Origin of the sequence: Pseudomonas sp. PDM19, assembly GCF_014852215.1 — a bacterium.
Classification (GTDB): domain Bacteria; phylum Pseudomonadota; class Gammaproteobacteria; order Pseudomonadales; family Pseudomonadaceae; genus Pseudomonas.
Genome location: NZ_JACVBG010000006.1, coordinates 40,953 through 65,843, shown reverse-complemented (window position 1 = coordinate 65,843; position 24,891 = coordinate 40,953). Strand labels below are relative to the sequence as shown.

The 24,891-nt window shown below is 55.1% G+C and carries 25 protein-coding genes and 1 pseudogene; 10 read left to right on the top strand and 16 right to left on the bottom strand.

The annotated features are described in order from the left end of the window. Window positions 1–3: 3 nt before the first annotated feature. The 7 genes from traD to ssb form a co-directional block, all read right to left on the bottom strand. Window positions 4–1,839 carry a conjugative transfer system coupling protein TraD gene (gene traD, locus IB273_RS30760; protein ID WP_192225787.1) on the bottom strand — a complete coding sequence of 612 codons (1,836 nt, stop codon included), beginning with the start codon at window positions 1,837–1,839 and terminating at the stop codon, window positions 4–6. Further along, a complete protein-coding gene (gene mobH / locus IB273_RS30755) occupies window positions 1,836–4,253 on the bottom strand; it encodes a MobH family relaxase (protein WP_225610359.1) in 2,418 nt (805 codons plus the stop codon). Before mobH ends, traD begins: the two co-directional genes overlap by 4 nt. Window positions 4,254–4,462: 209 nt before the next feature. Then, window positions 4,463–5,506: a lambda-exonuclease family protein gene (locus IB273_RS30750; RefSeq protein ID WP_192225785.1), complete on the bottom strand. Its 1,044-nt coding sequence runs from the start codon at window positions 5,504–5,506 to the stop codon at window positions 4,463–4,465. Window positions 5,507–5,633: 127 nt separating this feature from the next. Further along, the gene (locus IB273_RS30745) at window positions 5,634–6,137 is read right to left on the bottom strand and encodes a hypothetical protein (protein WP_192225784.1); all 504 of its coding nucleotides are present in this window, start codon (window positions 6,135–6,137) and stop codon (window positions 5,634–5,636) included. Then, a complete protein-coding gene (locus IB273_RS30740; RefSeq protein WP_192225783.1) occupies window positions 6,118–6,297 on the bottom strand; it encodes a hypothetical protein in 180 nt (59 codons plus the stop codon). Before IB273_RS30740 ends, IB273_RS30745 begins: the two co-directional genes overlap by 20 nt. Window positions 6,298–6,522: 225 nt before the next feature. Then, on the bottom strand, window positions 6,523–7,626 hold the full coding sequence (locus tag IB273_RS30735) for a RecT family recombinase (protein ID WP_192225782.1): 1,104 nt from the start codon (window positions 7,624–7,626) through the stop codon (window positions 6,523–6,525). 61 nt (window positions 7,627–7,687) lie between these two features. Then, complete coding sequence (ssb, locus tag IB273_RS30730) at window positions 7,688–8,227, bottom strand: single-stranded DNA-binding protein (RefSeq protein ID WP_192225781.1); 540 nt, start codon at window positions 8,225–8,227, stop codon at window positions 7,688–7,690. A gap of 402 nt (window positions 8,228–8,629) precedes the next feature. Between ssb and IB273_RS30725 the strand changes: the two genes are divergently transcribed. From IB273_RS30725 to IB273_RS30705, 5 genes are all read left to right on the top strand, one after another. Beyond that, a complete protein-coding gene (locus IB273_RS30725) occupies window positions 8,630–9,217 on the top strand; it encodes a hypothetical protein (protein WP_138526992.1) in 588 nt (195 codons plus the stop codon). Between the two features lie 4 nt (window positions 9,218–9,221). Beyond that, window positions 9,222–10,100: a DsbA family protein gene (locus IB273_RS30720; protein WP_192225780.1), complete on the top strand. Its 879-nt coding sequence runs from the start codon at window positions 9,222–9,224 to the stop codon at window positions 10,098–10,100. Continuing rightward, window positions 10,090–10,371 (top strand): hypothetical protein, encoded by a 282-nt coding sequence (locus IB273_RS30715; RefSeq protein WP_192225779.1) that lies wholly within the window; start codon window positions 10,090–10,092, stop codon window positions 10,369–10,371. Before IB273_RS30720 ends, IB273_RS30715 begins: the two co-directional genes overlap by 11 nt. A gap of 96 nt (window positions 10,372–10,467) precedes the next feature. Beyond that, window positions 10,468–11,514, top strand: coding sequence for an SMEK domain-containing protein (locus IB273_RS30710; RefSeq protein ID WP_192225778.1), 1,047 nt, complete (start codon window positions 10,468–10,470; stop codon window positions 11,512–11,514). Between the two features lie 97 nt (window positions 11,515–11,611). Then, on the top strand, window positions 11,612–12,391 hold the full coding sequence (locus tag IB273_RS30705) for a hypothetical protein (RefSeq protein ID WP_192225777.1): 780 nt from the start codon (window positions 11,612–11,614) through the stop codon (window positions 12,389–12,391). 30 nt (window positions 12,392–12,421) lie between these two features. On the opposite strand, the gene IB273_RS31560 is transcribed toward IB273_RS30705, so the two are convergent. Both IB273_RS31560 and traN read right to left on the bottom strand, forming a co-directional pair. Then, window positions 12,422–12,625, bottom strand: coding sequence for a hypothetical protein (locus IB273_RS31560; protein WP_225610365.1), 204 nt, complete (start codon window positions 12,623–12,625; stop codon window positions 12,422–12,424). Window positions 12,626–12,694: 69 nt separating this feature from the next. Beyond that, a pseudogene (gene traN / locus IB273_RS32060) lies at window positions 12,695–12,946 on the bottom strand (conjugal transfer protein TraN); the annotation flags it as partial. Between the two features lie 23 nt (window positions 12,947–12,969). Here traN and IB273_RS30695 point away from each other — a divergent pair. Next, window positions 12,970–14,120 (top strand): IS3 family transposase gene (locus IB273_RS30695; protein WP_156160533.1). Its coding sequence is split into 2 segments (ribosomal slippage): window positions 12,970–13,213 and window positions 13,213–14,120, totalling 1,152 coding nucleotides; the frame shifts between segments, so codons are not numbered across the junction. A 117-nt stretch (window positions 14,121–14,237) separates the two neighbouring features. Here IB273_RS30695 and IB273_RS30690 read toward each other — a convergent pair. The 6 genes from IB273_RS30690 to IB273_RS30665 all read right to left on the bottom strand — a co-directional run bounded on the left by IB273_RS30690 (window position 14,238) and on the right by IB273_RS30665 (window position 19,563). Next, window positions 14,238–14,603, bottom strand: coding sequence for a histone-like nucleoid-structuring protein, MvaT/MvaU family (locus IB273_RS30690; RefSeq protein WP_192225775.1), 366 nt, complete (start codon window positions 14,601–14,603; stop codon window positions 14,238–14,240). 276 nt (window positions 14,604–14,879) lie between these two features. Continuing rightward, window positions 14,880–15,584 carry a hypothetical protein gene (locus IB273_RS30685; protein WP_192225774.1) on the bottom strand — a complete coding sequence of 235 codons (705 nt, stop codon included), beginning with the start codon at window positions 15,582–15,584 and terminating at the stop codon, window positions 14,880–14,882. 707 nt (window positions 15,585–16,291) lie between these two features. Continuing rightward, window positions 16,292–16,603 (bottom strand): hypothetical protein, encoded by a 312-nt coding sequence (locus IB273_RS30680; protein ID WP_192225773.1) that lies wholly within the window; start codon window positions 16,601–16,603, stop codon window positions 16,292–16,294. Between the two features lie 2 nt (window positions 16,604–16,605). Further along, window positions 16,606–17,571: a ParB/RepB/Spo0J family partition protein gene (locus tag IB273_RS30675; protein ID WP_192225772.1), complete on the bottom strand. Its 966-nt coding sequence runs from the start codon at window positions 17,569–17,571 to the stop codon at window positions 16,606–16,608. A gap of 221 nt (window positions 17,572–17,792) precedes the next feature. After that, window positions 17,793–18,926 (bottom strand): ParA family protein, encoded by a 1,134-nt coding sequence (locus tag IB273_RS30670; RefSeq protein ID WP_024766580.1) that lies wholly within the window; start codon window positions 18,924–18,926, stop codon window positions 17,793–17,795. 124 nt (window positions 18,927–19,050) lie between these two features. Further along, window positions 19,051–19,563: a hypothetical protein gene (locus IB273_RS30665; RefSeq protein WP_192225771.1), complete on the bottom strand. Its 513-nt coding sequence runs from the start codon at window positions 19,561–19,563 to the stop codon at window positions 19,051–19,053. A 1,335-nt stretch (window positions 19,564–20,898) separates the two neighbouring features. On the opposite strand from IB273_RS30665, the gene IB273_RS30660 reads away from it, so the two are divergent. After that, entirely contained in the window at window positions 20,899–21,744 is an 846-nt protein-coding gene (locus IB273_RS30660) for a replication initiation protein (RefSeq protein ID WP_024766578.1), read from the top strand. A 219-nt stretch (window positions 21,745–21,963) separates the two neighbouring features. Here IB273_RS30660 and IB273_RS30655 read toward each other — a convergent pair whose 3' ends face one another. Next, the gene (locus tag IB273_RS30655) at window positions 21,964–22,308 is read right to left on the bottom strand and encodes a hypothetical protein (RefSeq protein ID WP_192225770.1); all 345 of its coding nucleotides are present in this window, start codon (window positions 22,306–22,308) and stop codon (window positions 21,964–21,966) included. A 278-nt stretch (window positions 22,309–22,586) separates the two neighbouring features. Here IB273_RS30655 and IB273_RS30650 point away from each other — a divergent pair, with 278 nt between their 5' ends. The 3 genes from IB273_RS30650 to IB273_RS30640 all read left to right on the top strand — a co-directional run bounded on the left by IB273_RS30650 (window position 22,587) and on the right by IB273_RS30640 (window position 24,799). Then, the gene (locus IB273_RS30650; protein WP_192225769.1) at window positions 22,587–23,420 is read left to right on the top strand and encodes a hypothetical protein; all 834 of its coding nucleotides are present in this window, start codon (window positions 22,587–22,589) and stop codon (window positions 23,418–23,420) included. A gap of 20 nt (window positions 23,421–23,440) precedes the next feature. Next, complete coding sequence (locus tag IB273_RS30645; protein WP_192225768.1) at window positions 23,441–23,701, top strand: hypothetical protein; 261 nt, start codon at window positions 23,441–23,443, stop codon at window positions 23,699–23,701. 129 nt (window positions 23,702–23,830) lie between these two features. Then, window positions 23,831–24,799 (top strand): DNA replication terminus site-binding protein, encoded by a 969-nt coding sequence (locus IB273_RS30640; protein WP_192225767.1) that lies wholly within the window; start codon window positions 23,831–23,833, stop codon window positions 24,797–24,799. Window positions 24,800–24,891 lie beyond the last annotated feature (92 nt).

Below are 24,891 nucleotides of genomic sequence, written 5' to 3'. Positions count from 1 at the left end.
CTATCAGGCTGCTTTGTCAAAATTGATGATCGGGATACGGCCCTTGCGAAGATCTCCGCCAGCAAACACTGCAAGGAACTCAAGGTCGGGCAGTTCGCCCAGCAAGCCGGTAGGGAAACGCTCGCCCTCCTCCTGCATCAGCCGCTCACCGACGTTGCCACCGACACGAATGCCGCTCTGGTCTGGGCTATTTCCTTGCGTGCGCATGACGTACTTGAAGCGCGTCGGCGTGAGTTTGTCCGCGATGAAGGCTTGCGTATCGGTATCGAGCACGCGCAAAGCCACGACGTGGTTGCAGTTGCCGAGAACCTGCATGGCTTTCGATTCATCCCCCAGCCGCGCCTTGAAGTCTGCGATGGTCTGCGTAGCGATGTAGAGGTTGATGCCGGCGCCGCGCCCCTTGTTGAGCAGCTGGATCAACTGGTCGTTGATCACTTCAGCAGCCTCATCCACGAAGATGTTTACGGGCTTGGGAATGCGGTGGTTGTAGATTTCACCAGCCGTGGAGGCCAAATCAGCCAGTGCCAGCGAACCGATGGTTGAGCCAACCATCGAGTCCGAGAGCGAGTCGAGGCCCATGTAGAGCACCTGGTCCCCGTTGATCACGGAGTTGAGGTCAACAATGGCACGCTCGTCATCGGGATCCGCCACAGGAGACAGGAGCGGGCCCATGGCACCAGCAGTCAGCATCACCAGAATCGGCAGTAAGCCCGCGATCATCTTGCTGAAGTGCGAGCGTTCGTGCTCCAGCATGGTGAGAAGGCCTTCAATGTCACCTTTCGCTCTGACGGGCGCGATATCCTGGTAATAGACACGGCGAAGAACCTTGGCCTTCCCTTCGATATCGCCTGGCTTCACCTTTGCGCTGATCAAAGCGGCAGAGGCCATGGCATCGAACTGCGCGTCGCCGAATACTTCCGCGCCGTAGGCCATGATGACCTTGATCGTCAGGCCCGGAACGTCCCCTTCCAGCGTTCGCCTGAGCCCAACCAGGGTGGGTTGGATCTTGCAGATCAGCATGGCCTGAATCACGTTGTTCAGGGCCATCATCGAGAATGCCTGGAAGGGGTCACCGGCATCGCTTTTCATCAGAACAGCAACACGTGAGGCAATTTCTGTCGCGCGACCGAAGTTTTTGGTCAGCGACAGGCGTACCGAACGCTCAGGGAAGGCCGGGTGGAAATACTTGTACCGGTGGCTCTTGCCGATTCGTGCCGTTGCCATCTCACAGGTGCGCGCTAGCCCCTTGTCACCCTTTGGATCGATCACGATTACCGGTTCGCCACGGGCGATGCACTGGGTGATGGCCATGTCAAACCAGCGAGATTTTCCGGCGCCGGTGGTGCCCACCACCAGGAAGTGGATGTTTCGCGAATCCGCCGGCCGCATGCAGGGCTCTTCCTCTCCCATACCCAAGCCATGGATCCACTTGGTGCCCTTGACTGTTGCCTTCCGCTTTCCCTTCTTGCCCAAGATGTCTTCAAGGTCCAAAGCAAGCAGCTCGAAGGCGTACTGCCCATGCATGTGGCGCCAGGCAAAGGCCTCTCCGAAATAGATATCGTCTTTGTTGGCCCGGACCATCGCGATCATTTGATCCAACGTGATGGTATGAACGCCGGCGCCATAGAGACATGCCTTCGCGTTGTGTACGCGCAAGGCCTTGGGAAGCGCTGCGAGTGCGAAGCCCGCCTGAACCCCTACCGTGATGAGGTACGGAGTGATAGGCATGCTGGTGAGCAGCTGAACGGCCGTGCTGCCGATTATCGAGGTGCCCCATGCAGCGACCTCGTGGGCTTCAAAGTTTTTCCGCCAGTAGCTGGTGTAGTCCCATTCGCTCATTTGGCAGGGATCTCCTCAGGTAGTGCTCTGATGAAAATTTTGCGTTTAACCGCCACTTTCACTGCATCGCGCAGCGCGAATATCGCCTCCTCCAGAAGGGCCGGGGTGACGCCAAACTGATCTGCGATCTGCGAAACCTGGTGCGGAGTGATGGCGCGCAGGCCGAGGCCGGCGATGACCTCGAATGAAGACTTGGCGATCACCTGCTCGACCGCGTTACGCAGAACAGGAAGCTCGCCTGTTGGAAGGCGACTGAGGTGGGGCACGTTCCAGTCCAAACGTGCCAGCTTGCAGACGATCAAGCTGTAGTCCTGCGTGAGCAGGAACCCTTCCTGGTTCTTGAGCTTTTTCAGGACAGCAGGTCCCTCGGACGCGATGTCCTGCCAAAGCCATCCGGCCTGCACCAAGCCCTCAACATCATCGTGCTGAAACGCCGAACCCAGGCGAACGAACACCTTGTTGAAAGCGCTGCGCAACGTATCTGGCTCTGCTGCTGCAGCTAAAAGCTTTCGCGCCAATTCCGGGTGCATCTGCAGCAGGTACATTTCGTGGTCGGCCAACAACTCTGCATCACCAGGGGATATCTCCAGGGGAGCAATAGGTGCTGCAGATTTCTCTGGTTGGGCTGGTTGGACCGCTAACTGAACTTGCGGAACGGTCGCTGATGAAGCCTGAGGCGGCGACAATGGGCTTGCGCCGCATTGATCGCCGCGTAACTGGCTTAGGCTGATTCGTCCAGGGCGAGCAGCGCGCTCCGGTGCCGCGGCTGCAACCGATTGCTGTTCTGGAGCATCGTCAGCCGCCAGCGCGCCGGACGGCGTTTCGGAAGTCACCGGAGCCCCGTTATTCGCCCCACTCGCGTTGTCCGCGGGCAACTGCGACAAGTCGCCAAGCATTTGCTCGAGGGTGAACGTCTGCTCCGGCTCTTCTTCATGCTCCACCGGCTCTTCTGCGGAGCCTGCAGCTGGTTCGGTCATCTCGAGTGAGGGGGATGCCTCTTCAGCTGTAACACCTGCTCGCACACCCGGCGAAGGCTTACCGATCTCAGCCGTCGCTGGAGCTTTCTTCCGCTTTGGCTTGGTCTGTTTATCGGCCGGCGGTACGACCTCCTCGCCACTGTCATCGGCCTGCCCAGGGGGTGCAGTGCTTTCCTCCTGGAACAAATCGCCCTGGTTCTCGTTCGTCTGGCTCGCCTGCGCACCCAGCTTGTCGTTGGGTGCTATGAGATCCCGTGCCTTTCCCTCCTTACCCAAGCTGATTGAAACCGGGGGTGGCAGAGGTGTAAGCGGGAAGAGGATGTCCGGCGAGACGAGTTTTATGCACCGCAGCGCCGGCGCCTGTCCGTTCTTACGCAAAAGGTGCGGGGTGACGTACCAATAGACGTCGCCATTGGAGGCGCGCTCCGCGATACCGTGCGCAGCTAAAATCCCAACCAGGGTATCTGCGGCGCGCGGGATCGCGACAACACCGTCGGCGACAACCATCTGCACGATCTCGTCGGCAGCCATCGTCCAAGCGATGTAGATTCCGTCGGTAGCTATCCAGACTCGTCCACCAGGAACATTCGCCTTCCAGGTACCCTTCTCGATCAGTCGAAGCATGGCATCGGTAACGAGGCGAGCTACCGGAACGCCTGTATCACCACCGGTGGTATTTCGTGGGCCCTTCAGGAGATCCCGTTTCACTGAGGCCTCATCCGCTGCACGCACGAGCGATGTCAGCGGCCCTGCCCCCGCGCCAGAGATGGCGTCGAGCATTGCCTCGTAGATGTCGTGGCCACCGTCCCGAATCCAGGCCCTGGCCTCATCTGGAATGATGCCCCTAACCAGCGAGACTGAAACTTGAACGTGATTAGCGTGCCGATCAGGATTCCAGTGGAGAAAATACCGGTTGATACCGGTTCGACTGGACCACGCATGGAGCGTTTCCCGCTCGTAATTCCACTCTTCCCCACCCTCAAAGCTCGTCGCCCGAATGTCCGACAACGGTTTGCCGGCATCGTGAAGCAACCCGGCAGCAACGCCAGCCACATACCAGCGGCGCAACCGCATGCTTCGCCGCGAAGGCGTTTCGCCAGCGTCGAATGCCGTGGTCAGGCAACCGTCGAGCGTGAACGCTGCCACTTCCATGCTGTGACGGAGCAAACCTCCAGGACCATCATGGTGATGGCTCTGTGAGGCCGGGAGGAGATGGGCCAGCTCAGCGAAGTTATTGAGGATCGGCTCGACATACCGCGCGAACTCTTCATCAGGCAGTCCAAGTGAACCCATGAGCCGGTCGAAGAGATCCTGCTGATATCGGCGCATGAACCAACGGCCGGCAACCAGACCTGGGTAGCCTTCCTGGTAGGGTGGGTACCGGAGGTTCCGCCAATTGTGATTCTCAAGGTATGGACGGAGCTCAGGGGCAATCATCTCCTCGGCAGGGTGCGGGTACGAACGGCCGACGCGATCGACGTTCCGGTTACCCCCAAGCGAGAAAATCCGTCTGATAAGCGAGATAGGCGACATAGGCTTCTCTTTGTGTGGACTGGCGCATGTTGCTTGCGCGCAACCCCGGCAAGAGGCCATTTCCCGCCAAAAAACGGGCGAAAAAAAACCCGGCACATGGCCGGGCGGGGAACTCAGAACCAGAAGGTTCCGTAAGCGACTGAAGGCTCTGTGGCCTCTTTCGATTCAGCTGGCGCCAACCTGCGAACCCTAGGTTTAGGCTCTGGCAGCGCTGTTGCTTCGTCGTAGTTCGGATTTACGGTATGTCGATATGCAACGGAACCACCCGTTCGATGACGATTCAGGACGTCTTCAGGAATTGCGTCATGCAGTTCCTTCGCCACCCCTTCCCAGTCAACAGCACCGGCGATCTCGTAACACGTCACCCGCACACCGAGAGCATCGGCTCGTCGAAACAGCCCCATCAGCGGTCGGAACGCAGCATCCTGTTCCTTAGCTTGATTGGTCAGTGCTTTGAGCTCTGCCTTCAATTGCGCGATTTTTTGCTCCAACTCTCTTCTTGGCCTAGCCAGCTTGCGCCAGGCATCCAAGTCGAGCTGCTCCAACGGCAGAACATCACGCTTGGGATCAGCCGCCGGCGGGCAGCCGGTTTCAACCAACTCCCAGAAGTGGATTTCAGCAGCGACAATCCGCTTGCGCGTAACTTCGTCGAGCGTCACCGGTAGGCAGCAGGGTTCGTGCTTGGGGGACCAAAACCACAAGTACCCTTCACTCGCGCCGCTGACGATCAGTTGGTGCCACACCTGCCACCGATACAGCAGGTAGGCAGGGCTTTCCATCTGAAGGCGAAGCACTTCCAGGTGATTCGCGTCAGAGAGGTTTTTAATTTCCACCGGTGCGCCGTTGGCCAACAGACCGTCGAAGGATGCCCGAATGATTGGGTACTCCTGCGACTCGCCGCAGACCGGCATGCCCAACTGGCCGTACTTCTCTTCGAACGCCTGCAGAGCCATTGGCTCTCGCTGTACCCCCTGCCGCACCTGCGGAATGACCGATAGGTCCGGCGGGGTAACGATGCCAACAAGCTCCCTCCATAGTTCAAGGGGGCTTTTCTCTGGGTTTGCACCCATGATCACTGCACAGCTGGTCGCAGAAACTCCCTCACGGCGCCACGCGTGCCACTCTGGGGATCGCTGCGCGAGATCAATGACTTTCATCTCGTTCTCCTTTTCAAGTAGTGAACCACTTGGTCATGCGGACCCAAGTGGTTCCCACCGGAACGAACGAGCCCCTTGGGGCGTCCGCCCCAGAGGGATTTCTTCTGGTACTCCAGGCTGCCCGGCATCAAGCAGCCTCTGCAGCAGCCTGGTACCGGGCATAGATCTCTTCTCGCTGTCGAATGGCGTCTTCGAAGCTGAGCAACCCTGCGTTGCAGGACTGGATCAGACCGACTACCTCCATGCCACGGCGCCATTCGACGGTATCGGCAACACGGTCAAGCGCGCCCGGGTCGGGCGCGCCATAACCGTCGTCGACCAAATCACCGAGACACTCCTCCATCGAATCGAAGGTGACGTGCCCGGTAAAACCATCGCTCTGGAACGCCTGCCACCGAAAGCGGCCAGGCTGCGAGGCGTCAGGAAGGATGATCCCCCAGGAGTCTCGCCGGCAGTGCTTCAAGGTCAAACCGACTTCGAGCTGGCCGACGAGAAACTCCAGGAAGAATAGCTTCGCCTGAGTCTTCTCGATCACCTCTTCAGCACAGACCGAAAACGGGCCGCCATCGTGAAGAACCTGCTGCCACTCGCGTAGCGATTTATGCAGGCTTTCAACGGTGGACGGCCGCATTGCTCTGCTCCTTGGCCAGGGACGGTTTCAGGGGCAGGAACAGGTCTGGATGGTTCTTCTCAGCGATTTCGATTGACTGCTCAAACGACTCCGCCTCACAGCGGAATTGCTTCGTTTCATTGGTCAACAGGTTCACGAGGGTATGAATGTAGGTGCGCATGGGATTTCCTTTTCAGAAGTTGAACACCTGAAAAGGCAGCGCTCCCGAAGGGGGCGAATGCCCCCTCAGGGTGGGTTTTTCCTGGCGCCTTACGGCAGCAGCAGGGTCAGGATCAGCTTGATGATGTCGAGCATGATGCTTCCTCAGTTTTGCCAGAGTCGCCCGCTAGGGGGCTTCCCTGGCGGGTTGGTTGACTCGGCGTGCCCGGAGGCGGTCGAGGATGATTTATTCGCCCTGGGAGGCGATGGCATAGGCTTCAGCTCGCGCTGAGTTGATTTGCGTCTCCGCGTAATTGCGAGCATCTACCGGCCAGGTCGACACATACTCCAACGCTGCATTCCAGGCCCCTGAAAGGCCCGCGCGGCGGACCAGTTCAGCAACTTTTTTGAGCGTTCTTTCCGGGAAGTTAGGTGCGGGCACGGCTTCGCTATCAGCCGCTAGCAACTCCCCCTCAACCAACACAGCTTCCGGTGCCGGCTGAAGCTCAGCTGCAGGTACGGCGGCCGGCTCGGTGTCCACCCGGCCAGGCTGCAGACCTTCCTCTTTCGAGGTAGGTAGCGGCTCAATCGGATCGACAACCTGCGCATTCCCCATGAAGCGCTCGATCGCCGACACAGACACGCCGGTGGTAGCGAATCCCTCGCCACCATCGGTGTTGAGGTACTCAATTACCTTGTCCAGCTTCCCACCAGCGAACGGCCAATACTTGCGGGCAATCTTGATCGCCGATTTCTTCTGCATCGAGCTTTCATAGTTCACCCATGGACCTTTCTTTTTTCTCCGCCACAGGTCTGAGGCCTCTCTTGCAGCGTGGATCTCCTTGAGGGTCACAACTTCGACGTGGAACCGACCATCAGGGAGTTCCGCTTCGACATAGCAACCCAAGAGTTCTCCTCGCTCCTCCAGGGGGGCAAATGGTTTGCACTTAAATATCGGCTGTTTGCGCTTACCGAGGTATTCGAACACATCGTTCGAATACACCAGCTCGACATTAGCATCTTTAATTGCGCCATCATTCACGGCGACCTTAATCATGCCTCGCCAAGAAACATCGAGGACGACTTGCCCATCACGAGGAACCAGATAGGCCAGTTGCCGTGAAGGATCCAGCGTCAATCCCGACGCAGCAACTTGCGCAAACGCGTTACGAAGTGAAAGCTTGTTCTGGATTGCAGCATTGCAGAGATAATCGTTATTCATCATTGCTTGAGCTGCATAAAGCAGCTCATTCTGAAATACGACATCCGAATTGCTCAGCTTGGCAATCGACTTAAACTTATCTTCCTGCTTTGCAATTACAGCCAAAGCGTTTTGAAGTTGCTCGCTCATGAGATTTCCTTTTATAAAAATAACGCACCCGAAGGTGCGTCTTTCTTAAACAGTTCCGACTTCAGCTAATCAACAGCAAGCAGCGGCTGATGGGCGCGAACGGAATGTCGTCATCGAACGAGTCGTAATCCGGAGCTGGCTGCGGTGCCGGCTGCGGTGCCGATTGTTGCGGGCGCTGTGGCGAGCGCTGCGTGGCGTGGCTCGCTGGTCGTTGCTGACTCTGAGCTTGTTTCTGCCCATCGTCTTGACGATTTCGGTTACCACCAAGCAATTGCATTTCGCCGTTGATGTCCACAACCACTTCCGTGGTGTAGCGATCCTGGCCGTCTTGCGCTTGCCACTTACGAGTTCTCATCGATCCTTCAACGTAGATCTGAGAGCCTTTTTTTACGTATTCCGCTACGACTTCAGCAAGTCGACCGAAAAACACCACTCGGTGCCATTCGGTGCGCTCCTGCTGTTGCCCAGTTTGCTTGTCCTTCCAGCTTTCACTGGTGGCGAGCGTTACATTGGCAACAGCATTGCCATTGGGCATGTAGCGAATTTCTGGATCGGCGCCAATGTTGCCAACCAGAATTACCTTATTTACTCCGCGAGCCATAGTTTTCTCCATATCAAGAGAACTAAGGACGGCATGATCCCGTAAGGGGCATGTCGCCCCTAGGGGTTTTTTGAGAGGTTTTTGGTTGTATTTGTAAATCGGCCAACAAGCCGACCATGTGCAAAGAGCACATGACTAAACCTAAACGCTCAAGCGATTAGATTTAATTAGAGAATTCTGCTGGTCATGCGGCGAGCACTTGGTGAGCCGCAGAGGGTGGCCAGGAAGGCCGAAGATGCTTTTAACGCCATGCAGGCGTGCCGCAAGTCTGCAACAGCCGGTATCGATCTGCAAGATAGCGGGGTCGGCATCTTTTTTTCCGGCCAATTTGTTGCGTGAAAAAGCGAATCCTCACCGTCAGCGGCTCGGACAATTTCAACAAATTGATCCCGAGGATCCACCATGCCCAACTGGAAGTTCACCGGCCGATTTGGCCTCTACGCGGGACTGCTCCTTTCCGCGTCCTGTACGCACCAGCCACCGGCTGACAAAGCCGAGCAATTGCCGCTCGGCGTTCCGTATGTAGTCGAAAGCTACGGCCCTGACTTTCGCGATCACTACACCAGCTGGGGTCATGCGGGCCGCGGTGGCGCCGCGCTTCGAGAACCTACCTACCAGCCAGTCCTGGGAAGCAAGGACGTGCTCGACACCCGGAACGGCAAACTCTATCCGGAGCTTCAGCCGCAGCCGAAAGCATCCCACCAGCCGATGGTGGCCGTGCCCCCCGGCCTGGTGGCAGCCAACTGCGCCGAGAACAACGGTGTCGCCCAGACCTTCGCTCTAGGCACACCAGCAGGTGGGAAGTTCATCACCACGCTGGCCAACGGAAAAGGCACCGTTAACGAGTACGTGCAGGTCCGCAACAAGCTCTGCCGCGGCACTGAACGGCTCACCTATGACGAATGGCTGATCCTGGTGAACGGCACACCCAAAGACTTGCCGGTGCACCTGCAGGCTCCCTCCCGCCCATCTACCCCTCAATGGAAGTGAAACGATGTCCAATTCGAACCTGACCGGCCATATCGCGATCACTGTGCTTGGTGTGGCAGTAGCGGTCGGCGTGTCCTTCATGCTGAACGCGCGTTACACGGACGCCTATGTCACCACTCAACTGGTAGAGAAGCTTCCAGGCCAAGTCGATAAGACCTTGGAGTTACGGGAGTCGAAGGTCATGGCGGCGCAGCGCGATCGAATCCTTGCGGGCTGGACCGCCGCCAAGAACGCCGACATGAAGGATGGCCGCCACGTTTACGGCAACCCCCAGGCCGAGTTCACGCTGGTCGAATTCAGCGATCTGGAGTGCCCTTTCTGTCAGCGTTTCCATGACACCCCCAAACGCATCGCCGACGGCTCCAACGGCCAGATCAATTGGGAATGGCAGCACTACCCTCTGCAGTTCCACGATCCGGCAGCTAATGCAGCCGCCGTAGCAGCCGAGTGCATAGGCGAGCAGGTCGGAAACCAGGCTTTCTGGGCATTCACCGGCGAGTACTTCAGCCATACCCAGCTGAACGGCCAAGGCCCCGAAGACCTCGAGAAGATAGCGCTGTCGGTCGGCGCTCAGCCGGACCCGCTGCGTAGCTGCATGAGCAGCGGCAAGTACGACGAGAAGATCCAGAAGCAAATCAGCCGCGGTACTTCACTAGGTGTCACTGGCACGCCGGCAACGGTGGTGGTGGACAACACCACTGGCAAGCACCTGATCGTGAAGGGGGCGCAGCCGGCGCAGTCGTTCCGCGCCGCGATCGCGCAGCTGGTCGCTATGCGCAACGAAGCTCCCGACCAGGAAGGTCTGCCGCCACCGGAACAATCCCCCGCAACCATGCCAGCCCCGATCAAGCCCTTGGACCTCGGAGGTGCGCATGAGCAGTAGCCACGCCCCTCTCGAAGATGCCTCGATTCGCCGCCTGGCAGACCTTTTGGAGCAGGGCACTGAGCGTGAGCGAGTGTTTGCCCGCCTGCGGGCGGCGAAAAGCTGGTGGGCCGTAGGGGAAATCCTCCAGCAATACGGTCTCAGCGTGATCGGGAACGATGGCGAACTGTTCGCGGTGAACTTCGAGCGACGTGAGTTCTTCGCTCTGGCTGACTGCGGGCACAACATGCAGGTCTTCGAGGAACGGTTAGGTCCCTACCCTAACGCCTAATCCGTCTGTTGCCGGCGCCGCTTATGCGGCGCTTTTTTTTGCCTCAGCTCCCACTTATATTCCATGATGGCATTTTGACCATGCTAGGAGCGCTGTGTGTTAACTAGAGGCCTACTAATCGGCGAGATTCTGGACGAACTATCCAGCCTTTCGGAAAGGATCAAACTAAGAACTTCACTTAATCTTAATGATCTTCCACTTTTTGCAGAAGACTTCTGCAAGGAGTTGCTTTCTACGCTCCTGCAAGGAAAATTCATCAATCTGAACGCGGAGCGTTCCAACAGCCCAGGCCTGGATCTTGGTTGCATAAAAAATAAGATCGGCATACAGGTTTCGGCAACATGCACAACCGAAAAAATCAATAATACACTAGACAAAATAACTGACGACCATAGAAAACTGTACGAACGTTTCATAATACTGACTCTCGGAAAGAAACAGACCTCATATACGATAAACAAGAAGTTAGCCAAGAAGAATAATTTCAATGAGAAGGGTGACATTTGGGACCTAAAAGATATTGCAAAGATGGCTGTCGACCTAGAGCTCAACGAATTAAAGGAACTTCACAGTCAAGTTAGAAATCAAACGACAAGACTTCTCATTGATTTAGAAATCCGCCCAGAGGATGAAGAATTCCCTACCAACAATTATAAAAACTGGGAGTCCATGCCAGAACCCAAGCATGGAACTGGTGAACAGTTTATTGCGTATACTGAATTGAATGGCCCTCTCGATGACAAAGAAAAAGACAGTATCTGCGCCGAACTAAACGACGCAGCCAACAGACTTGCAAGACTGCCGAGAGTAACCCGCGAGTTCTTCGCTATGCTATTCGAGCGCAGAGAGCCTGACGGGACAAAGCGGATAAAACAATATCGCGGTTACGAAAGCATTCTATTTGACTCACTGCAGAGGCAATACAGTGGCGACTTTAAAGGTGAATTAGATCTATTGAGCGAAGCAGGTTTCGTCAGTGTAGAGCATCAAACCAGAGAAGACTACGAAGATGGACCATCTGCTGTTGGCTTTATTTTGGGGAAAAAAGATAGTCCGTTTAGCCTGGGGTTTGTCGATTATATAGAAAAAAATTCACTTAGCTTCAGGAAAGTACTTGGCGAGGTTAACTTCTCGGATTTTTAAACTTGGAAACACCAGTTTGTCCATCATGCTATCCATGTACTGCAATGATCTGTATTCTCTCGATCCGCATGGAGTTACGACTTAAGGAGTTTTCCCAATGCTTCAGCGACTTGCACTAATAAGCTTTGTGACTGCGATAGTTGGTTGCGCCACTACGCAGCAACAAGCCCCATTGCCTGACCCGCAGACGGTGCCACGTCAGCAATGGTCCGACGCACTAACGGTCTTTGACGCCATGGGACTCAAGGGTCAACGTGACATTCCGAAGGAGTTGTTGGGCAAGGCCCAAGGACAAAGCCAAGGTGTGAACGTCAGCTCCGGCGCAGGTGATCTGGCTGTGGGCCCATCGGCCGGCCTTGGGCTCGGGCTATTCCTCCTGGGTGGCGGCGGCTCGCCCGCAGAAGGCCTTCCCCAGATCGCTGCCTGGGTCCCTGCAGAGCTTGCGTCGACACCAGAAGCAGCAACAGCACTTGTGGCCAAAGAGTGGGAGCAGGCTCGCCAGCGCGTCTTTAAAACTGACCTGGCCTCGATCCCGACCACTACGGCGAAATATCCCTATGGCTGGAGCGCCAAGATCGCTTATGCAAGCATGAAGGAATACTACCTGGGTCAGCCTCTGCAGCTTGATAAGGGCCCGGTTCCAGGCCCAGCATTCATGAAAAGCCGGCAGGTCTACGGTCCGGTGTTCGTTTTCCCGACACAGCTTCCTGTGGATGAAAGCCGGCACAATCTTACGGCGCCCCAGGCTATGGCTGAGCTTGCAAAGAATCTCCCGGACTGGTTCTACCTTTACTACCCCGGCTCCAAGTATTCGAAAGAAGTACTTCCAGCTGGCGTATTCAACGGAGCACAAACATTCCGGTTTGTGAGCAAATAATTAAAAGCCCCGCTGTGCGGGGCTTTTTTTTCACTTAACCGGCTGCATTTGTTGAGCGGCATTCTTCTTCACAGAATCAACATCTACATCTTTTAGCCGCTCTACGTTGCGCTCAACTGTATCAGCGCGGCCCGTGCCGTCATTGAATATGTCATTCAACTCACTTCCATTACCCGTCAAGTTCGTGAGGGTCACTGAGTTTACTGTGGGAAGGTTCCCAGTGATGCTCAGCATTCCGATCCATTCAGAGAGGTCTATTTTAGACCAATCGAGTTGCTGAAGCTGCGCAGGAGTTAGGCCTTCGCAACTTGGACTTTCAGCCTCGCCAAAATTCAAACCTAGCTGCTTGCGCCCTTGCTCTTGGATAATTCGTCCTACTACCGATCCAAAGCAGCAATATGCATCACGCTTTTCGATGCAGCCCCCAATCGACTTGCTTGCACAATAGCTTCCTACGAATGTGCATTGTCTAGTCTCATTCTTAGCGCCAAGTTCGAATTCTTTCGGCTCGCACTCTGAATCGCCCCTAGTTTCGTAGACACCTCCAAGCCTCATAATGAGGCCCATTAGGAGGTGCCATGAGCAACCAGCGTTACCCCGAAGAATTCAAAATCGAAGCGGTCAAGCAAGTGACTGAGCGCGGCCTCCCCGTAGCCGAGGTGGCAGCGCGGTTAGGCATGTCGGTGCACAGCCTGTATGTCTGGATCAAGCGCTACAGCAAGCCCCAGGAGCAGCGGCAGCAAGAAGACGATCAGCAGGCCGAACTGCGTCGTCTGCGCGCCGAACTCAAGCGAGTGACCGAAGAGCGAGACATTCTAAAAAAGGCCGCCGCGTACTTTGCCAAGGAGTGCGGCTGAAGTACGCCGTCATCAGCAAGCTGTCGGTGGAGTACCCGGTTCGACGCCTCTGCCAGACCCTGAAAGTGCATCCCAGCGGTTACTACGCCTGGCTGGCCGAGCCGAAATCCGTGCGCGCCAAGGAAGATCAGCGCCTGCTCGGGTTGATCAAACACGCCTGGCTGGAAAGCGGTGGGGTCTACGGCTATCGCAAGATTCACGACGACCTGCGTGAGCTGGGGGAGTCCTGTGGCCGGCACCGCGTGGCTCGCCTGATGCGGGGAGAAGGGCTGCGCTCACAAACCGGCTATCGGCGGCATCCCGGCTATTATGGCGGCCGGCCGGCGGTGGCTTCGCCCAATCGCCTGGAGCGGCAGTTCAACGTCAGTGAGCCGAACAAGGTCTGGGTCACCGACATCACCTACATCCGGACCTATGAGGGCTGGTTGTACTTAGCGGTAGTGCTAGATCTGTTTTCACGCCAGGTGATCGGCTGGTCGATGAAGTCACGAATGTGCAGCGACCTGGCCATCGATGCCCTGCTGATGGCGGTGTGGCGGCGCAAGCCCAAGCAGGAAGTGATGATCCACTCCGACCAGGGTAGCCAGTTCAGCAGTTCGGACTGGCAGAGTTTCCTCAAGGCTAACAACCTAAGCAGCAGCATGAGTCGACGTGGCAACTGCCACGACAACGCGGTAGCGGAAAGCTTTTTCCAGTTGCTGAAGCGGGAGCGCATCCGACGGAAAACCTACGGCACCCGCGAAGAAGCCCGCAGTGATGTGTTCGATTACATCGAGATGTTTTATAACCCCAAACGCCGGCACAGCAGCGCTATGCAGCTATCGCCAGTGGAGTTTGAAAAGCGCTACTTCCAAAGCTTGGAGAGTGTCTAGGAAAGCCGGGGCGATTCAGACCGTTGATCACCAGAATCTGTTTCGATTTTCCAGGTTGCATTTCTCAACCCCTATAAACGACAAAAGGCCTTTCGGCCTTTTGTCGATTCGATAATGTTACTGAAGCCAACTATCTACGACTTCTGCACCGTACTCTGCCTTCCAGGCTTTCAGGCCAGTGTGGTTGCCACCCTTAGTTTCGATGACTTCCCCGTTATGGGGGTTCTTATAGGTTTTCAGCTGACGGGGTTTGCGACGGGAGTCAGCCTGGCCGCTGGTCACCTGACCTTTCAGCTTGCTATCCGGATCGAGAAGGCTGATCACATCGCGCAGCGATTTCTGATGTTTCTCCATGAGATCACGAAGCTTCTTCTCGAACTCGAGCCCCTTCTGCAGCTGCTCACTTCCTTTGAGCTTCTCCAGGTGCTGTTGAAGACGTTCAATCTCAGATTCGGTATTGCGATATTCGTGAACGATAGACATGGAGTCCTCCTTAAAGTCTTTCGATCTTATAAAAAACGATTATGGTTCGCCACGACTTTGTTCAGATTGCTCCGATCCAGATGGCTACGCTGTAACCAAAGAGGATGCCGAAAGCGATGTATGCAGGGTACTTAACTGTAACTTGAATCTGCTGAATCATGCGACACCTCATTATTCCTTTGCTATGCCTTTTCGGTTACATCCGTTGTGATGTCAGTGACTTCATTCCACCGTCACCTTTATCCAATCACACCAGGGATGAATCCCAACAAAAAATTATCGCCGGTAGACCCGGCTCCTAATTCTGTCTCTGAGTAGCACTGCTACCTCAGTTGTGAATGCCAGCAGCTGCAGATCTAGACCTTCGTCGACTGCGTCGAGAATCTCCTCGACCACACTTGCTGCTTCCCGCCCCTCTTGCATTCCAGAATCAGCAAGTTCGAAGAGGAGCAGTGCAGATGGCTTTCTTGAAAGCTCTGACTTTGCGCTCGTGTCGACAGAAGGTAGCAACGCAAGTTTTTCTGGTTGGGGGTCTTCTCGGTGTTCTGGAGCGGCTTGGGAGAAACAGTCTACCGAGTCGTTCTTCGGCTGCTTCATACGCTGTGCAGCCAAGCGCAGCGCTTTGGTGCCTCGGTCACACAGTTCGTCCTGCTGGTGGATGGGGAGCTTCGCCAACTGCTCAGCGATCGAGATGCTCACCTCACCGTTTTTTACCGCACTAACGAGCTTAGGAGCTCCATCCCGCATAACTCGCTTTGCGGATGAGACGGATCTCGGGGAGACATTCATCGTCTTTGCGGCGTTTGGAAGGAGGATGCGCGCAGATTGCTCTGTTGCATCGCTATCGCCTTTCGGGGGTTTGGCCAGCTCAACAGCTATCAAAGCCCGCTGTGCTGTCGTCAGGTGCCTCCGACGGAGATTTAGAGCGACGACAAAGGCGAGCGGATCATCACCTTCAAAATCCTTGGTTATCGGATCCATTCCTAACTCTAAGCAGACCCGGTAGCGATTGCGGCCGTCGAGAATCTTGCCTTCGAGCAGGATGATGGGTTCGAGCTGACCTTGCTCCTGGACATCGCCCTTAAAGCCGTCGTAGTCAGCCCCCGATAGGAGCGGGAAGATATTAGCGAATGGGTGGTATCAAGGACCGAGGTCTGCATCGAAGGCTCCCATGGTTGGTCTTCGATGCAGCCTATGTTGTCGCTGGATAAAGTTTGATTCTTTTTCAGCAACAATATTGCAGGAAATTGGTCCGACTCTACTGTTGGTTTGACATCGACTCTATTTCGTCGATGAGGGCCTGCAGAGCCTGGGGATCAGGTTCAGTTTTGACGAATTGCACGGAGTTGTCGGAAAGTACTTCCAACACGCCCCATTGGAGCTCACGCAAGTCCTGGCCTGGCTCCGGCGGGTTTTCCCAGTACGGCATCCTCCGTACGACGTGTGGCGTTTTCGAGCTGTTCATGGTTTGTCTCGGCCGGTTCCTCGAGCGTATGGCAGTTTCATGCGTCGCTCCTTGTGACGCTAAGACAATATATTACAAAACTTCAGGTAATGACCAATTGCCATTACCGCGATTCGTATCTCATTTCCTGTAAAAATGATCTAACGACCGACGTTAAAATATCGTCAAATACTTGTCGGCTTATTTCCTGCAACTTTTACGTTCGAAATAGCATGTAACCGAACTAATGCAGAAGAGCTTCCTCCCCTCCCCTGCTTTGAAGCGATTTTGTGATGGAAATGATGACATCTTCAAGGCCATCAATTTCTGATATATCCCCAGTTATTGTAGGGTTACTTTCCTGTTTGTCTGAAGGCAGCGTCATCACGAAGCGCTCCGGCAACTCTGGGTCCACCAGAATCGACACCCCTGACATGCTTTCAAACGCAATGACGAATCTGCCCTTGCTTATCGACAGGATCGCATTGGTCTTGAGCGCTTCCGCACTCAAAACCTCCTCTGCCCCGTTATCGTGCCGGATCTTAATCAGTCCCATTTTCAATCTCCAGCCTGAAGCTCTGTGGCATCGAGCGAAGCAAGAAACTCCTGGAGTTTGGAGTTTAGCTTTTCGGGATTGATGCTTTTTTCGATAGTGAGCTCCAGCTTCTCACCTGCAACCTTCAGTTTCCCAATGCCTTGTATGGTTTGAACTTGAATTCTGTGTCTTGGTGACTGAGGGGATTCCGGCTTTGCCAGGTAGCGCAGCGCAGCTTCCTGCTGCATGCCCTCCTCCGCCATTTTCTTCACCACGTCGCTGAGCTTTTGAGGATCTTGCTCACCAAAGGCGACGAACTTCGGAGCGTAGTTAAGCGTGATCAGCCATGGCTTATCATCAAGGATAGCCTTAACTGAATCCGGGAGAGACATCATTGCAACGCAGCGGCTTACAGACGAGACGTTGATGCCGAGTTGGCGTGCGAGTGCGCGTTGTGACGTATCTCCGCTTTCCAGAGCGTTTTGGTACGCCCTCCCCCGCTCATAGTCAGTCAGGTCTTCTTGCTCATTGTCAGTCAGGGCTAGGACCATTGCGACCGTATCGGTCATCGGACGGACTATTGCTGAAATTTTCGACAGACCCAGCAGCTTCGTTGCGCGCCATCTGCGTTCCCCTCCGACTAACTCGTACATGCCGTTTGGGAGAGGTCTGACCAGGATGGGCTTCGCCAGGCCCATGGCTTGGATCGAGTTTGCGAGCTCCTCTAGGGCTTGTTCATTAAAAGTTAGGCGCGGCTGGTATGGTGACCGGACGATCTGGTCTACACCGATATCTTGGAGCGCTGCCTCACTAGCGAGGATGAACTCCCCTTCCATAGGTTGGATTAAAGTATTTTCTTGTACCGGTGTAATGGGGCTTGGCGTTGGTGCTTGTGCTGGACTCTCGCCATCACCAACTACCCGGGCGGGTTTTCGTACCCCAACCATGCCACTTGGTTTCGCTCGACCTGGATAGTCGCTCGACTTCATCTTTTTCTCCTTAGGGGTGTTGCTACTAGCAACAGCCGCTGGATTCTGCGCAGTTCGTCATTCATCAGCTGCCTAATGCTGGTGAGTGTTGCTACTAGCAACAGTTCGTTTGACCACGCTTTCTGCTTCAGTGTTGCTACTAGCAACAGCCGGAGGCGAGGGCGGATTTTCGATTCTCTTGATGTCCGCCTTGGCCAGTGTTGCTACTAGCAACACCCATCTCAAGAGGCCTGGCCGATCTTCTGAACGACTTGAAGGATCTCCTGGTACACCTTGCGAGCTGCTTCCAAGGTATCGGACTTAGCGTTCCTCCAGAGGAGCAAAGGAAACCCTTGATCCATGGCCTTCGAATAGTCTTCTGAGAAATACAGGTTTTCCTGCGTAACTCGTCCAGGGAAGTACTCGTTGAGCAGGGCAAGGTGCTGAAGAATTCGCGGCCGATTACGGATGAACATTGTTGGAATAACGGCCAGAGCGGGACTTCGTTTGTAATCCTCAGCAAAGCGCAGCAGCCAGTCATTCAGGCGATTCAGTGCGCGGAACGAAAGCTTATCCATACGAATGGGGCAGAGCTGCAGGTCACAAGCAGCTACTGAGTTCTTCGTCAGCCTCGATGCTGCCGGTGCATTGTCGAAAATGATCACGTCGTACACCGAAAGATCGCAGTTTGGAAGCTTCCCGGAGTTACCAGCCTTGATCCATTCCGAGTACCAAAAATCGGGGTTATTTGCAGCATCCAGTGCGATGCTCAGATCCTCGAGCGAGTTGTCAGCGGGAATGATGTGAGGACCATCGGCGCCGAAGGGCATTTTGACTACCTGTTCGAGGGTCTTGGTCTCAAACGGCTTCATGCGGAGGAGGGGAGCGATTAGGTTGCCCAAGTGGCCATCGACAATTCGGTCCTTGGGAATCCCAAAGGCCTCAAGATCCTCATAACTGAGGTCAGCGTCGTAGTCGAACATACTCGACGTGTCCCCTTGAGGATCGTTATCGATGACTAAGACACGTTGCCCGGAAAGCTGAAGTTGAATAGCCAGGTTGGTGGCGTTGGTCGACTTGGCTGTTCCGCCCTTATGAATGAATACAGAAATTACGACCTGCTTCTGCAGAGGTTTCGTGTAACCCCGCTGGCGACGAACCGCTGCAATCTTGAAGAGATCAGAAGGACGATACGCGCGAGTAGTCACCGTACCGCGGGGGACACGAGGAATATCGATGCCGTTTTCTTCCTCGATATCCTTAAGCCTTCTGGTGGTCAACCCAAAGCAATCCGCTGCGAACTGGGGTGTGTAGTAGACCTGCTCCCAGTCGACGTAGTTTTGCATCTCTTCTTCGTGTTCGACGTGCGTATTCATCATCCACCTTCGGCATCAAGTTGTGCATCGAAGGAGATCATAGTTCCGGATTTCCAAAACCCAAAGCTTTCAGTTCAGGCTTTCGTCTGATTTATGCGCGAAAACCTGAACTTAACTCAGATTACTAGGCATAACGTGGAAGCAGAGCCCGATCTGCTCTGTAGCCGAAGGTTGAGACCGTGATGGAGAAACGATCGCTCAGACCATCATTCTCGAGGGTCACCTCGAGATCGCCCTGTCGATAGGTTACTGACGTGAAACCGGTCTGGCCCTCAATCTCTGTCACCACATCCAGTTGCTCATTGAGCCGTTCCAGGATGGGTTCAAAGTAGGGTGTGTCGATTTTCGCTAAGGCAACGTCGAGAATTCCCCGCGAATTGAAGGATAGCTGTACATCATGGAGTCCTTCCGTCTTGAGCTCCCAGTCGTTCAGACCGTAAACAGGGCCGCCGGTGTAGGAAATACCGATTTCATCGATGATCTTCATAGCTTTCTGTACATCCGAAGCGGTGGTACCGCCGACTTGAACGCAATGATGAAGATGATTGGCGCCGTGCTGCGCCTCTGCTTTGTGAGGCGTGATCAAAGTGAGCGCTTCCAGGAATCGCTCTAGTGGCTGTTTTTCTTCTGCAGACATCCAGGAGCTCCGGATTGGGGTGTTCCGGACAATTCTGGGGAGTGGGGTAGGGCGGTAGCGGCCTTTTCTGACCGAATTTCGGCCCGAATTGAAAAATCTTGCTCAAGCGCTGAACCGCCAACCCTCAGAAACCTTTTTAGAGCTTGTTTTTCTCTTGTTTTTTCTTGTTTTTCTCTTGTTTTTAGCAGGCTGGAGGCCTTGTGGGGCGGAGCTTTCAGAAGGGTATCGACTACAAGAACCGGTATTACGACTACAGATTCCCTGCTTACGACTACGGATCGCGGGTTCACGACTACAGTATCCGGCGCGAAAAGCTACATCTACCGGCTGTTATCCACAGGTCATGCACCAATTTTGAGCAGCGTGTGTGACTGAAACGGGCCCTTGGCGAAGGTCGGAAGACCGAATTATGACTGATAGGGCGGTAGGCGTTTCATGCTGAGTGAATTTTGGCCACTTTGACATCGTAACGACTACAGATTCCGGGCCGATGTAGCTCTGAATCGAGATTACGACTACAGATTCCGGCAGGGGCGACCCTGTATCTGTGTTCATCGACTACAGATTCCGGCTCGCGCATGGAATCCCAGAACTGAAATGGGCGTAACCCATGCGGCACTAGGGATTGCCTGAATCGACTACGAATTCCGGCTCCGCATTCTCGGAGCTCTTACGACTACACATTCCGGGTATGGCTAGGTCTTGAACTAGGCCAGGATCACCATCAGCTGCACGATCAGGCTAAAGCGTTGGTTCATTTCTAACCGAATTTTTGCAGGAAAGCAGCGAGTACAGCTTTGGCGCCCTGTCGGCAATGCCTAACTATCTGTTTTATAAGGATAATATCTAATCGACTACGGATTCCGGCTGTGAGTTGATATGGGATCGCGGCCGGAAAAAGGATGGCTTCATGACTCGACTACAGATTCCGGTATTAGCACTGGGGAAATCCCTCAGCGGCAATCGACTACAGATTCCGGCTCATTGCTAAGCGACTACAGAAACCGGCTGTGACTTCAGTGAGTTCTGTCCCAGTCACGACTACAGATCCCGGTAGCGGAGGCGCGACCAAGAGGTTTGAGAGCCTCGATGGATCGCATCGACTACAGATTCCGGTACGTATCCTGGCATTGAAGGCGTGGTTAGGGTTCCAGGAGGAACAAAGTGATAAGGAAATCATATGCTTGTACTTCAATAGCCGGAATCTGAAGTCGAATCCAATGAGCCAGCGACTACGATTTCCGGCTGTTGAAATGTCCAGCCCGACCTTACATGCGGTCTATCGACTACAAAGCTAAGTGCCGGTAGTCTATGCGGCATACGGGGGGAGCCCAAATGACCGCGAACATCGAGCAAGAACAACCTGGTTCTAAATCGAAGGATAAGGACCAGCGGCCGCTACGTGTTTCCAAGTCCAATGACCTTATCCAGGCTTCGTACAAACTGACCTTGCAAGAGCAGCGCTTGGTACTGGCTGCCATCTGTAAGCAGGATCCGCGCAAGCCGATGGAGAAGGTGATCAGTGTTTATGCCTCCGACTTTGCCAAGATCTACGGCATCCCACTCCGTCACTGCTACGAGTACATGAAGGAAGCCGCGGACTCCCTTTACGAGCGGGACATCAAGACCTACGACAACAAAGGGATGGACCGGAAGCGCTGGGTTGATCGTGCGAAGTACGTGACGGGGGAAGGGCGGGTGGATCTGTACTTCACCGTTCACGTGATGCCATACCTCTCGCACTTGACCAAACGGGTAACCACCTACGATCTCCGCAGAGTCGCCCAGCTTGAGTCGACCAACAGCTATCGACTGTTCGAAATGCTGATGCAGTTCCGGAGTACAGGCTGGGCGCACATCGAAGTAGATCGGCTGCGCGAGGCCCTTGGGTTAGACGGAGCCTACGAGCGGTTCAACAACCTGCGGCAGCGGGTAATTGATCCTGCGGTTAAGGAGCTGGAGGCCAAGAGTGGTCTGATCGTGACCTACGAGTTGCAGAAGGCCGGGCGCAAGGTGAAGGCAATCAAATTTGCCTTTAAGGACGCAGTGCAGATGCCATTGGTTCTGCCTGACCAACCCGAATTCATTCCTGGGAGCTGGGACAGCGACACGCCGCTATCTGACGCATTTGGCGAGCTGCTGAATGAGGATCATGAGATGGCGGACGCTGAGATGCATTGAGAAGTGTTGCTAGTAGCAACATCAAAACCCGGCATAGCCGGTTTTTTTTATACCCGGCATCTGGCCGTCATTCGTTGTAGGGCTGTCGTTTGCCAATCCAGGCAGGCAACCGAAATGAATAGGTGCCGTAATTTGTAGTCGTTTTGTCGTTAGGCAGGAACAGCCGCCGAGTGTCGGTCCAAGTAGCTGCCGTCATCCGTTGTCATTCTAAGGCCAATGCTAGTAGTTCGGGACAACCGCGAACAGCGCACGTCGCCATCGAGCGACCTGCTCGGAACTCGCTTTACCCTGGTTCCTGAGGGCAGAAAATACGGCAACAGAAAATCTCATCGCTTCGTCGTCATCGTCATGATGATCAATCATCACGATAGGGAAGGCGCCGGCAGTCCCAAGGTCCAAGGAAACAACTGCAATAGTTCTCACCAGGTGAACACCCCCGACGTCGACACCCTCTGCAAGAAATCTTGAGAGCGACGAGACGATGCCTTGCTCGCAAAGAGCAACCAATCCGCTTGGCTGAGTTGCTGGTCCAGCGAATTCAAGTTCCGGATCAGTATTTCCCATTTCATCCTCGTTGCTGCATCCAGTTGTAGACCCAGACTATTGCGAATGTTGAGCAACCCAAGCGTGAATGCAGCAGAAGCGTTGCACTGCTGAGAAATCCCTTGCCAGCTCCTGGCAATCTGATTTCCAGCCATTTTTAGGGAGGAAAAGCTGACCTGCGATCGCGGCGATCTCGGAAGCTTGGTGTTGTCCCGCCCTTGGGATTTCCAAAGCGATATTTAGCCTGATGAGTAGTCAGCCGCTCGGCGATCTGAAAATTGGCTCGAAGGATAACGCCTATGTACCAAGCCCTCGCTTCAAGACCTGGTGTTCCGACCTCGACTGCTTCCCTGTCAACACCATCGGTAGTTCCCCAACCAGAGGTTGTCCTGCTGCACCAGGCAATCCAGCTCTTGTGGGAGGTTGCCCAATGCAAGGAGAACGCGGTGGACCCGCAATGGCATGCAAAGCTCGACGAACTGATGGGCAGAATTGGAGATTCACTTCCAGATCTGCTCGCAGAGCAGTCGGAGGCTGAAAACGTGCAGAAGGGGGGCTGGACCGCAAATCTGACTTTGGCAGGGGTAGTTAAAGCGGCTGCATGGATGCTCAGGACGCTGGACGAGAGTCCTGGTCTTAGGATGCGCTGTGCGGAAATGTTGTCTGCAGCACTGCAGGCAAACACAGCTGAAGAACGAGCGCCCCTGGTGGAAGACGAAGGAGTGGTGACGCTGACAGAAATCTGGGCAGCCATCGGACGTCAGCCCTCAATGATGCCTAGGAAGAGTGGTGTACTGGGGATGCTGCGAATCATCGCAGGCACGTCGGGCCAGGAGATGACGGCCGCGCTCCTGGACGTAATCCGTGAGCGCCGGCGCCAGCAGGATGAGGAAGGATTCACTTCTGCGCACGACGATCGCTTGTCAGTTGCTGAGTTGGCCCGGGCAGCTGGGTGCTATGCGATGGGGGCTGCGGACTTGATACGGACGATCCGCCCATTCTGGCCCTGGGACCAGGCCAGCCTCAAGTTCAAGCACCAACGGCAGAATCTGGTAATGGCCGCGGCTACCAGCCTCGCGGCTTTGGAACGGTTCGACCGCTTGCACAACCCGCTGCCGGCGACCGATCGATGAGCAAATACCGAAGAGGGTGCATGTTCATTCGTCGTTTGAAGCCCACCGATCGCACGGACAGCTTCTTGCTGGCAGTACGAATTGCTGCTCTGAAAATGCTGGCAGAGAGGAGAGGGCGAATGCCTTACGTTGTGGTTCGACACGGATTTGAAGATGTCATCGCCGCCGGGGCAACCAAAGCAGAACTCAAACGAGCCATACATTCCTCTCATGCATCAAACTGGAAAGAGGCTGCACGCAGAACACGCGAATGGCATCGCGAAATAAGGTCCCTTGACTGATTAATACCACCCCCTCACTTTAGGCATGGATGATGCTGACTCCCCCGGCCCTGTTAACAGGGGAGGGCAGGAAATTCCAGGGAGCGTCCGTTACAATATGTAAAGGGGTGGTATTATTGAGGTGAGGGAATGACACAGGCGATCGCCGACGCTTACGCCGAATTACTGCACGCAGTAGCGACCTTCAATGAACGCTGGCCCAGCCTGGTGGAGGAGGGGGCAGTTTGGGAGTTACCGCTTCTGCAGGAGCAGAAGACTCCGAAGCAAATCCCGGTGAAGCATCTAACAGGCGAGGAGGCGGTAGGTGCAGCTCTGGCTGCATTCAAGGAGTTCAAGCGTGACCTTGGCCAAGCGCCAGGTACGGTCATGCGACTACCGGGTTACTTCATCTTGTCATCGTCAATCCTGGCAGAGGGGAGGGCGGTGAATCGGCGCAAGGCGGAGTTGGAAAGGGCGATTGAAGCAGAGCGCCAGTTCCGCAATGTCTCCATCAGCCGGAGGTCGCACATCATGCGACAGGCTCTAGGGAGAAATTTTTCCCTCAATCAACTCAAGCGAACGATCCAAGTGTTCGACGCCTCGCCAAGACAGATCACGTTTACATGGGCTGGCCACACTTCCGGCAAGGAAAAAATCCGCGTTGCCCAGGTGCGTGAACTGCTGCTGGCCGAGGCAAACGAGCGAGTTTCCACTGGAGGGATCCAGCTGGAGCAAACGCCCCAGTGGCTGGATCTCCGAGGGCTCTCGAACATGGCTGAGGATGACCTCCTCGATGTCCCCAAGCTGGTCGCACCTCATCCTCGCTGCATGCTTTGGTTCTCCGAGAGCAGTCGCTACGACGCAATGCTGCATGCAAATCTACCGTTTTTCGTTCTACGTGGAGATCGCCGGCCGAAGGTTGTGGGGCTCAAGGACTTTGATAGCGCAGCGCGAACCGCCAAGCGGCCGGACAGTAAATCGAGAGAGCCTGCGCTACCAGGTGGCCGATTTTTCGTCGCGGAAGATTCCTCACCGGCAGCAGGCGCCCCCGCTGCCGGCATCATCGAGGGCGTAGAATCTACCTACGCCGAATCACTGAATCCGCGACGGCGCGAATAGCCGCACGGGAAAGCGCATGCAGTTTTGGCCGGTAAGTCATTAGGGCTGGTTTGCACTTTCCCGCACTCGGGTACTCTCTACGGAATCGATCT